The organism is Pseudoalteromonas sp. TB64, assembly GCF_000498095.1.
Taxonomy (GTDB): domain Bacteria; phylum Pseudomonadota; class Gammaproteobacteria; order Enterobacterales; family Alteromonadaceae; genus Pseudoalteromonas.
In genome coordinates this window covers 1-10626 of record NZ_AUTQ01000265.1, presented here as the reverse complement: position 1 = coordinate 10626, position 10626 = coordinate 1, and the positions used below count along the sequence as shown (strand labels likewise).

The 10626-nt window shown below is 38.3% G+C and carries 9 protein-coding genes and 1 pseudogene; 6 read left to right on the top strand and 4 right to left on the bottom strand.

Annotated features, from left to right (window positions below):
- Positions 1-754, bottom strand: a pseudogene (locus L647_RS0122385) (serine/threonine protein kinase); the annotation flags it as partial.
- Positions 755-1582: 828 nt separating this feature from the next.
- Between L647_RS0122385 and L647_RS0122380 the strand changes: the two are divergent.
- Positions 1583-2656, top strand: coding sequence for a YHYH protein (locus L647_RS0122380; protein ID WP_024612992.1), 1074 nt, complete (start codon positions 1583-1585; stop codon positions 2654-2656).
- A 472-nt stretch (positions 2657-3128) separates the two neighbouring features.
- Here the strand turns inward: L647_RS0122380 and L647_RS0122370 are convergent, their stop codons facing one another.
- From L647_RS0122370 to L647_RS0122360, 3 genes are all read right to left on the bottom strand, one after another.
- Positions 3129-3680 carry an aspartyl/asparaginyl beta-hydroxylase domain-containing protein gene (locus L647_RS0122370; RefSeq protein ID WP_033024644.1) on the bottom strand — a complete coding sequence of 184 codons (552 nt, stop codon included), beginning with the start codon at positions 3678-3680 and terminating at the stop codon, positions 3129-3131.
- Between the two features lie 377 nt (positions 3681-4057).
- A complete protein-coding gene (locus L647_RS0122365) occupies positions 4058-4984 on the bottom strand; it encodes an FAD-binding protein (protein WP_024612989.1) in 927 nt (308 codons plus the stop codon).
- The gene (locus L647_RS0122360; protein WP_024612988.1) at positions 4985-5734 is read right to left on the bottom strand and encodes an electron transfer flavoprotein subunit beta/FixA family protein; all 750 of its coding nucleotides are present in this window, start codon (positions 5732-5734) and stop codon (positions 4985-4987) included.
- A gap of 221 nt (positions 5735-5955) precedes the next feature.
- Here L647_RS0122360 and L647_RS0122355 point away from each other — a divergent pair, with 221 nt between their 5' ends.
- From L647_RS0122355 to proS, 5 genes are all read left to right on the top strand, one after another.
- Positions 5956-7602, top strand: coding sequence for an electron transfer flavoprotein-ubiquinone oxidoreductase (locus tag L647_RS0122355; RefSeq protein WP_024612987.1), 1647 nt, complete (start codon positions 5956-5958; stop codon positions 7600-7602).
- Between the two features lie 132 nt (positions 7603-7734).
- Positions 7735-8199 (top strand): acyl-CoA thioesterase, encoded by a 465-nt coding sequence (locus tag L647_RS0122350; protein WP_024612986.1) that lies wholly within the window; start codon positions 7735-7737, stop codon positions 8197-8199.
- Positions 8200-8453: 254 nt separating this feature from the next.
- The gene (locus tag L647_RS0122345; protein ID WP_024612985.1) at positions 8454-9023 is read left to right on the top strand and encodes an outer membrane beta-barrel protein; all 570 of its coding nucleotides are present in this window, start codon (positions 8454-8456) and stop codon (positions 9021-9023) included.
- Positions 9024-9225: 202 nt separating this feature from the next.
- Positions 9226-9930, top strand: coding sequence for a tRNA (N6-threonylcarbamoyladenosine(37)-N6)-methyltransferase TrmO (gene tsaA / locus L647_RS0122340; protein WP_024612984.1), 705 nt, complete (start codon positions 9226-9228; stop codon positions 9928-9930).
- Between the two features lie 89 nt (positions 9931-10019).
- The coding region (proS, locus tag L647_RS0122335) for a proline--tRNA ligase (RefSeq protein ID WP_024612983.1) at positions 10020-10626 on the top strand (607 nt) is incomplete at its 3' end.

Below are 10626 nucleotides of genomic sequence, written 5' to 3'. Positions count from 1 at the left end.
CGGCTACGCCTTGTTCGTCAAAACGCGGTGATGATTGCTCTCCCGACATTTGCGCTTCGCCAATAAAGTACACATCCCCCATACGGGCATTGGTAGTACTTAAATCACCCGACATTAAATCCATAAAGTTACTAGCAACTGGGTTTCCATCGCTATCTAGCTGTGCATACACAGAGCTGCCCCAATCCACTAACGAGAGCGCATCAGTGTTTGCATCCCATACTAAGTTTGAAGGCTTTATATCACCATGCACTATAGGTTGCTGGCTAATGCCATTTTTATGATGGCGTAAATCAATTAGCACGTTGCGTAACCTAACTGCTAGCGACATTATTTGCGCCGCACTAAAGCGCCCGGTTTTAAGTGATACTTTTTCAAGGTCTTCGCCAATGGCACGTGCCATCATCAAAATCCCTTGCTTTTTAACGCGTTCAAATGCATAAAAAGTAGGTACTAACGGGTTATTAATTTGCGAAAGCATATACGCTTCATCTTCAAGGCGGTCACGTACACTTTGGGCAAGCGTTATACGGGAAAATTTAAACACCCAAGGTAAACCGTTATCGTCATCTCCTGCAAACACAAAACCAAAAGCACCCGAGCCAATCATTTCAACGTTTTTATAACCCAACACTGTTAACTGCTTAATACAAATGTTAAGCCACTGACGGTGTTTTTTAGCATCATGATGCGATAGCAAATAAACAGATTGCTCTTCGTTGATGTAAAAATTGCGGATTTCTTTGGCTTTCAATGCAAATACTCAAATTAATAAAAACAAAATCGAGTTAATTATTAGTTTTATATAATGAGATTACAATAGCTTGCTAAATAAGTTTACTAATTCAATTGAATCATTCAAATATGTAGATTAAGGAAGTTTACAAGTGCTAGGCTTTCTTGCTTTTAATTTTGTAACTCATGATGACCTATTACTTATAAGTTATTATCAGTAAAGGTCTAAAACTGCCCAAACACGGCATATATGAACCCCCAATAAAATACTGTATATAAAAACAGTAGTGCTTTAATGTGTCACTAAATAGTACTTAATACCATTAATAAAAACCAAAAAACGGTGTGTAATATTAAAATACACACCGCTACTTTACAGTCTAACTATATACAATCGAACTATAAATTGTGTTTTTGCTTATCCTAAACGTTAATCAGGAATACCTACCCAAGTAATAGACTAAGAGGCAAAGTTAATTTGCATATTATCTACAACAGTCATACTTGTAAGATCAATTTTTAAAACTTGTTTTGCAATAGGGTTAGGCGTTTTAATATTTGCAGCATTTCTTGGTCATGATCTTGTTGGCGAGTACGCAGAAATAATACTTACCTTAATCGGTTCAGGGATTATTGTTTATATTCATTTACGTAACTATCAATTGCGAAATAAAAGCCCCTTGTATGCATCCTAATTTTATATATCAGTAAGGGGTTTAAATAATAAAGCAGCTAATACAACTAAAAGCGTATTTGACACTTATATTTCCATACTTTTTACACATTTACGCAGTAATGTGCCACTGTATAAATTGATAATTTACTAAATGCATAAAGGATATAAGTCATGAGGCTAAAAAATTATAATACATTAGCGACAATACTCACTTTTAGCACCCTCGCAATTGGAGGATGTAACGACTCCCCTACTGATTCGAATGACATTAAGGATGTGAGCACAATAGTTAAAGTACCTACTAACGGATTAGACATTTCTATGTTCAGTAAAGAGGCTTTTAGTAAAAAACCTGAAATTGTAGACTGTACAACAATGCAAGGCACTGCAACTAAGTGCTATAAATTTACAACTACAGGTGCCCCTGCGGGTCGTGAACCAGGTCCTTTTTGCCCAAGAACAACTACCGATGGCGCCGATGTTTCGGGAAGCTGGTTTAGTAAAGAAGGAACTGGCGATTTAGTCGATTTAACAGGCGACTTCATCTTGAAGTTAGATGAGTATTATGGTGATGAAAAATGGATACTTTATGATGCTAAAACAAATAAGATCCGTTATACAGCATCAAAAGAGTCATGCTCTGGTGCAGCCCGCCCTGATGTTGAAGAGCAATACAAACAAAACTGTATAGAGTGCGAACTTGCCTATCTTGATGAAGACTTTTCTTTAACTTATCTTATTCCTCTGAGCCCTATACCGGCATCTCAAACAGGTAGGCTACGTACAGTAGGTATTGCACTTGATGGCACCGAACTTTCGGGTCCTGCACCAATAAATGCAATTTTAGAAAGCTACACTATTGCAGCTTTTGATGACTGCGGCGGGCATATTAATTTACATCAGGGGTATCATTATCACTCTACAACAGGATGTACCGATACACCAACAAGCGAAGACGGGCATGCCGGATTAATAGGCTACGCTATTGATGGCTATGGGATTTATGCAATGAGAGATGCACTAGGTAAAGAAGAGTCTCTTGATGAATGCCGAGGTACTACAGATACAACTCGCGGTTATCATTATCATGCAGCAAGCCCAAGCGAAAATATGTTTATTGGTTGCCTTCATGGAGAGTCAATAAAAGAAGCTGGCGGACCGCCTGATGGGGCTAAAGATAGCCCTAAAGATGGTGGACCTCCTTTGGGCCATAGCGCCCCTCCTAAAAACGAAGGCACCCAATAATGATACATAAACAAATAAAATATTATTATTTACTTACTGTGAGCACTTTATTGCTAGTAACAGGGTACGTTAGTGCACATTCTGGGCCACTCAACAAAATTGCCATACAAGCATGCAGCGAAAAACAAAAGTCGCAATCATGTCAATACCAAAACGGTCACAACAATCTATACATAGGTAGCTGTCAGTACATGGCAGATGATTTAATGTGCGTAAGAAACCAGCCAATTAAAAAGGTAGATAAGGAGAAAGATAACTCCATACAAGAGGTAGGTGAGCACAAACACACTCATAATACATAATGAAAAAATACATATTAAGTAGGCGAGAAATAAAACGGTATAAGCCTGATTATGTTGTACCGTAATCTATAGTTTTTAAATAATAGTTATGTTTAGTTAATAAGCGCAGTTTTAATAACTGCGCTTATATAGATAAAAATAATGAGATCTATAAAACAGACATTAATCTCTCAAGGTTCACATCTATTTATTAACCTCTCTGCATACAACCTGACCTCTTCAGGTAGCATATCCGTACTAAAGTCTGTAATACCTGGTCTTAAAAAATCGAGCATAAGTGTCCCTCTAAACTGTTCAGAACCATTCCATGCTTCATGTTCAACCATATCATCAAAGATCAAACATTTACCTTCTTCCCAGTAACGAGTTTCACTTCCAACTCTTAATTTACATTCGCTTGGTACAACTAAGCCAAGATGAAGTCGATACACACTTTCAGCCCACCCTACATGTAGCTCTATATGGGTCTTTGGCGCCAAAAGTGAAAAACCAGCAAGGGAAACCCCATCAATACTTTGAATTAACCTAGCAGTTTCAGGGCATTTTTTACATGCACTCTCAATTGGGATACCGAGCGCATGTAAACCAAAAACACTCCAGCCATATCCATGCATTTGTTGCTGAATCCAAGGATCAAACACATCATTCGAAAGTGAGTGAAATTCGTCACGAATTTTCTCCCAATTTACCTCAAGTTCAGAAACAAAAGGAAACCGAGAAATTACATTAGTTCAATGTCACCTAAAAACAAAATGTTAAGGCATTATATACGGCAACATTGGCGTATTAAAATAATCAACATTATGTTTTAGATGTTGATTTCAAAGTGGATAAATCAAAAATAGCGCTAGAGGCTACAGTTGAAATATCGCTTTATAATGAATATTTTGAGGTAGAGAGAATCTGGGGCACCCAGTCAACGTAGTAAAATACAAGAGGCTGGTTGAAGTTATTATTATCGAGAGAGAGCATTCTTTAGGTTAAAAATAAATCAAAGCATGTTCCCGCCCTAATCAGCATTCAACAATAGATTTCTAAAAAAGCCGTAGCACTCAAAAAGTGCCACAGCTTTCAACCAGAATAAATTTTAAGTTAACTGCTATAAAGCATTCTCTAGCTGTGGCAGTACTTCAAATAAATCTGCGACTAACCCGTAATCTGCAACTTGAAAAATAGGTGCGTCTGGGTCTTTATTAATCGCGACAATTACTTTTGAGTCTTTCATACCCGCTAAATGCTGAATAGCACCGCTAATACCTACTGCAATGTATAAATTAGGCGCTACAATTTTACCTGTTTGACCAACTTGCATGTCGTTAGGTACAAAGCCTGCATCAACCGCTGCGCGCGACGCACCAATCGCAGCACCGAGTTTATCGGCAATACCATTAAGCAAAGCAAAGTTTTCGCCGTTTTGCATACCACGACCACCCGATATAACCACCGTGGCAGCCGTAAGCTCTGGACGTTCTGACTCTGTTTGTTCAACACTTACAAAGCTACTTAATTGTGAATCTGACACAGTATCAATATTAGTAACAACCGCTGCTGATTGCTCACCTTGTAAATCAAAGCTACTTGCACGTACGGTAATTACTTTTTTACTATCGAGTGACTTAACCGTTGCGATTGCATTTCCTGCATAAATAGGACGTTTAAATGTATCGGCGTCCACTACTGCAATAATTTCAGAAATTTGCGCAACATCTAATAACGCAGCAACACGTGGCATAAAGTTTTTGCCTGTTGTCGTCGCACTTGCAACAATGTGACTGTAGGTATCGCTAAGTGATAAAACTAAATCTGTCATGCTCTCAGCTAACTGATGTTCATAAACGCTATTGTCAGCAACTAAAACATTAGCTACGCCTTCAATGCTAGCAACTTGTGAGCTCATTGCGCTTAGGCTGTTACCTGCAATAAGTACATCAACAGGAAAACCCATTTTTACTGCGGCGTTAATAGTTTTTGAGGTTTCTGGTTTTAAGGCACCGTTATCGTGCTCTGCAATTACGAGTGTTTTCATTTAAATCACCTTTGCCTCTGTTTTTAATTTTTCTACAAGCTGTGCAACGTCTTCAACAATTATTCCTGCTGTACGTTTAGCTGGCTCTTCTACACTTATTAATTGAATACGTGGTGTTAAATCAACACCAAGCGAATCAGCTGCTATTACTTCAAGCGGCTTACGTTTAGCTTTCATAATATTTGGCAGTGATGCGTAACGAGGCTCGTTTAAGCGTAAATCAGTTGTAATAATTGCAGGTAGATTAAGTGCCACCGTTTGCAGGCCGCCATCCACTTCGCGGGTTACGTTTACTTTGCCATTGTTAATAACCACTTTTGATGCAAATGTACCTTGCCCACGATTAGTAAGCGCAGCAAGCATTTGACCTGTTTGATTATTATCTGAGTCGATTGACTGTTTACCTAAAATTACAAGCTCAGGAGATTCTTGTTCAACAATTTTAGCCAAGAGCTTTGCAATATGAAGTGACTCGAGCTTTTCATCGGTTTCGATGTGAATTGCTTTGTCGGCGCCCAATGCTAATGCTGTTCGTAATTGCTCTTGCGACGCTTTTGGACCAATAGTTACTGCAACAACTTCACTGGCTGTACCAGCTTCTTTAAGGCGTATTGCTTCTTCTATCGCTATTTCACAAAACGGGTTCATTGCCATTTTTACGTTAGTTAAATCAACGTCTCTGTTATCACTTTTAACACGAGCTTTTACGTTGTAATCAATCACTCTTTTTATTGGTACGAGAACTTTCATAGGAACTCCATAATAATTTAAACCTACAAGCTGACGCTCACGTCAACTTATTTATTTTATGAAATTAGACTACTTCCTGTTGACGTAAACGTCAACCTAAAATAACCTTTAACTATTCACAGTCTGTAACGTTTAATTTGCAAGGTTAAAAGTAGGCTGTACACCTTATTTAAATGTGTAGTAAACATTCGAATAAGTCCGTCATAGATTAAGAGGTTATTATGGTCGAACGTGAAACCATGGAATTTGATGTAGTTATTGTTGGTGCTGGCCCTGCGGGGCTTTCAAGTGCAATTAAACTCGCGCAATTAGCACAAGAAAAACAACAAGAGTGCATGATTTGCGTAGTCGAAAAAGGTTCTGAAGTGGGTGCACATGTACTCTCTGGTGCCGTTTTTGAAACCAAAGCTTTAGACGAACTGCTACCAAATTGGCAGGAGCTTGGTGCCCCTGTTACGACCAAAGTAACCAACGATGAAATTTATTGGTTTAATAACGAGCAAAAAGCGACATCAATCCCCCACTTTGCTACGCCAAAAACATTTCATAATAATGGTAACTACATTGTGTCTATGGGTAACGTATGTCGATGGCTTGCAGAGCAAGCTGAAACGTTAGGCGTAGAGATATTCCCAGGGTTTAGTGCTCACTCTTTAATAATTGAAGATAAAGCAGTAAAAGGCATTATTACTGGCGATATGGGTGTCGACAAAGATGGTAATGAAAAAGACGGTTACATGCCTGGCATGGAACTTAGAGCAAAATACACGATTTTTGCTGAAGGTTGCCGTGGTCATTTAGGTAAGCAACTAATCAATGAGTTTGCACTTGATGCGGATTCATCACCGCAGCATTACGGTTTAGGCTTTAAAGAAATTTGGCAAATAGATGAAAGTAAGCATGAGCTTGGTAAAGTTGTTCATGGTACAGGTTGGCCACTTAGCGGCGATACTAACGGTGGTGCATTTATGTATCACAGTGAAAACAACCAAGTTGTTGTTGGATTGATTATTGATTTAAATTACTCAAACCCACATTTAAGCCCGTTCGATGAATTTCAGCGAATGAAGCACCATCCAGTATTTAAAAACGTCCTAGAAGGTGGCGAACGTATTGCTTACGGCGCACGTGCTATTACTAAAGGTGGCTTACATTCATTACCAAAAATGCATTTTGCGGGTGGCTTAATTGTTGGTTGTGATGCAGGCACACTTAACTTTGCAAAAATTAAAGGTAATCACACCGCAATGAAATCGGGAATGATTGCCGCTGAGATTATTTTTGAAGCATTGCAAAATGAGTTGGCAAATACCGATTTAACTCATTATCAAACTGCGTTTGAGAAATCGTGGGCATATAAAGAGTTATATCAATCTCGTAACTTTGGCCCTGCTATGCACAAATTAGGTAAGTTTATAGGGGGTGCGTATAACACGCTTGATCAAAACATTTTTAATGGTGGTTTACCGTTTACTTTTAAAGATAATACACCCGATCACTCTACCCTTGTTGATGCTAACGCCGCTAATAAAATTTCGTACCCAAAACCAGATGGGCAGCTTAGCTTTGATAAACTCTCAAGTGTGTTCTTATCAAATACTAATCACGAAGAGTCACAGCCGTGTCATTTAAAGCTCAAAGATGCGTTAATTCCTATTAACGTAAACTTAGTTAAATTTGATGAACCCGCACAGCGTTATTGCCCTGCGGGTGTTTACGAAGTGCAAGAAATTGAGGGTAATAAAGAGTTTGTTATTAATGCACAAAACTGTGTGCATTGTAAAACCTGCGACATTAAAGACCCGAGCCAAAATATTACATGGGTAACACCGGAAGGCGCTGGTGGACCAAACTATCCTAATATGTAGCTAAATTATGCGCTGAGAAATAACTAATCATCTTTTTTACATATAAATTATAAACATATCCTAAATTGCAGGGGCTTCGGCCTCTTTTTTACGTTATGCTAATAGTAGTTTTAATAAATATGAGTGTTATCTATGCCGTCGTCAAAAGTTGTTTTTCGTTTTTTAGCAGAGCCTACCGATGTAAATTTTGGTGGTAAAGTTCATGGTGGGGCCGTCATGAAATGGATTGACCAAGCAGGCTATGCATGTGCTGCTGGTTGGAGTGGTCATTACTGTGTAACAGTTTCGGTTGCGGGTGTTAAATTTAGACGCCCTATATTAGTAGGTCAAATTGTAGAAGTAGAAGCTAAAATAGCGCATACCGGTAAAACAAGTATGCAAATTTTTATTCAAGTTCGTTGTGGCGATCCAAAAACACAAAATATGGTTGAAACAAATCATTGCGTTATCAGCTTTATTGCTATGGATGAAACGGGCTACCCAATTGAAGTACCTTCATTTTCGGCTGTAACAGATGAAGATATTAAATTAGAAAACTACGCTATAAAAATGAAAGAAATAGCAATTGAAACAGAAAACTTACTTCATACCGTTTAGTTTCTGACTTTGAGTACTGCTGTGTAAAAAACTCATTATGCTTTGTAAAACATACAACTTATTTTAGAGTACTTAATTAAATAAAAGTTCACCTTGATTATAAAACACGCTAAAAGCTGTAAAAACCAATACAAAAGTAGGTTTTTAGCCGTGTTTTTAATCAACTTTGTAATTGGCATGCTCACTGCAAGTAAATAATTGAAGTTTGATTAACTAAATCAAGCATTTGATTATTTTTCTAAAGGAGCTATTCAATGATTAAAACACTTTCTCTTTCAGCTATTGCACTAGCAACACTGGGTTTTAACTCTGCAGCACACGCTGACATTTCTGATTTCGATTCTCCACGTATTTATACTGGTATCGGTTACGGCCAATATTCTTTTGAGTTTGAAGATAGCGATAACGACACTGATTTTGACGACGATGCACAAATGCTTAAAGGTTACGTTGGTGCACAATTTAACGAGTACTTAAGCTTAGAGCTTGCTTATCAAGACTTTGATGAAGTAAGTGATATTAGCAGTAAAGCTGAAGTTGATGGCGTATCGCTTGCCGCACGTTTAGGCTATCCAATAACAGAGAGTTTTTCTGTATACGCAAAAGGCGGTTGGCTTGAATGGGACGCAGATTACACACAAGACTTACCAGTAGGTAGTGTATCAGCGTCTACAGATGGTGGTGATGCATTTTACGGTGCGGGTATTGAATACGCACTTACCACAAATGTTCAATTTCGTTTAGAATATGAACGCTACAAACTTGATGACGACATTGACCCAGATATGGATGTAGCATCTGTATCAGTTCAATACATGTTTTAATTAAACCTTAAAACGCATATAAGAGGTAAGCTTAGGCTTACCTCTTTGCTTTTAGTTACTCTAAATACAAGCTTATAGACCGCACAGTCTAATAATCATCATTTAAACCAGTCAGTCTTTAAGTAATAAACTCACTTACATTAATGCCATAAACGCTAAATACAGGTAGAATAGCGCTCTATTTTATTTGTACCCGAGTACTATGAGCGATTATAACATTTCGGCTATTGGCCATATTCAATCTCCATATAAACAAAAGTTTGCAATACCTAGGCAGCCTCGTTTAGTACCACAAGCCAAAGCTAAACTTATTTTTTCTCCTGATTTTAATCGGGAAGAGTTTGTACGTGGATTAGATGAATTTACTCATATATGGCTGCTATTTCGTTTTCATGAAACAGCTGATAAAGGCTACTCCGCCATGGTACGCCCTCCTCGTTTGGGCGGAAATGAGCGAAAAGGTGTATTTGCTACCCGCGCTACATTCAGACCAAACGCGATTGGTATGAGCGCTGTAAAACTCGAAGGTATTGAGTATAAAAACGGTCAGCTTAGCTTATTACTTGCTGGTATTGATTTACTTGATGGCACACCTATCATTGATATAAAACCGTATTTACCGTATTCAGACTCAATGCCTGATGCAAGCGCAGGCTTTGCCGATACTCGCCCAGAAACAGAAATGACGGTTGAATTTAGCCCTCAAGCAATTGAGTTTATTAATGCGCAAACTCAATACCCAGAGTTACATGACTTTATATCAAATGTGTTAAAACAAGATCCACGCCCTGCTTATAAAAAACAAAAAGAAGAAATGCAAAGCTATGGAATGACCTTATATAACTTTAATATTCGTTGGCAAGTAAATGACTCCCATAACTTGGTAACAAACATAGAAAAAAACTAAATAACTCACTTAGCGCTTTAGTGTAAAAGCATCCGCTGGTAAACTTAAGCTCTATTAAAAGAACATAATTACTCTATTTCGGAAAAAACATGCGTACAAGCCAATATATACTCGCAACACTTAAAGAAACGCCATCAGATGCTGAAATCGTATCGCATCAGTTAATGCTTAGAGCCGGTATGATCCGTCGCGTCGCTTCGGGTTTATACACTTGGTTACCCTCTGGTTTACGCGTGCTACGTAAAGTAGAAAATATTGTACGTGAAGAAATGGACAAAGCAGGCGCTATTGAAATGCTAATGCCTGTAATTCAACCTGCTGATTTATGGGAAGAGTCTGGTCGCTGGAATGAATTTGGTCCTGAGCTGATGCGCTTTACAGACCGCCATAACCGTACATTTGCACTTGGTCCAACGCACGAAGAAGTAATTACTGATTTCGTACGTAAAGAAATAAACAGCTACAAGCAGTTACCAGTAACGTTATACCAAATACAGACTAAAGTACGCGACGAACGTCGTCCTCGCTTTGGTGTAATGCGTGCTCGTGAATTTACAATGAAAGATGCCTACTCTTTTCACTTAAGTGAAGAGTGTCTAGATGCAACGTATCAAGCGATGCACAAAGCTTACTGTAATATTTTTGAGCGTTTAAACCTTGATTACCGCCCTGTTATAGCCGATACAGGCTCTATTG

Excerpts from the sequence above, each read along its gene's own strand:
- L647_RS0122380 (WP_024612992.1), top strand. The coding sequence starts at position 1,583 with ATGAGGCTAAAAAATTATAATACATTAGCGACAATACTCACTTTTAGC.
- L647_RS0122365 (WP_024612989.1), bottom strand. The coding sequence starts at position 4,984 with ATGAAAACACTCGTAATTGCAGAGCACGATAACGGTGCCTTAAAACCA.
- L647_RS0122360 (WP_024612988.1), bottom strand. The coding sequence starts at position 5,734 with ATGAAAGTTCTCGTACCAATAAAAAGAGTGATTGATTACAACGTAAAA.
- L647_RS0122355 (WP_024612987.1), top strand. The coding sequence starts at position 5,956 with ATGGTCGAACGTGAAACCATGGAATTTGATGTAGTTATTGTTGGTGCT.
- L647_RS0122350 (WP_024612986.1), top strand. The coding sequence starts at position 7,735 with ATGCCGTCGTCAAAAGTTGTTTTTCGTTTTTTAGCAGAGCCTACCGAT.
- L647_RS0122345 (WP_024612985.1), top strand. The coding sequence starts at position 8,454 with ATGATTAAAACACTTTCTCTTTCAGCTATTGCACTAGCAACACTGGGT.
- tsaA (WP_024612984.1), top strand. The coding sequence starts at position 9,226 with ATGAGCGATTATAACATTTCGGCTATTGGCCATATTCAATCTCCATAT.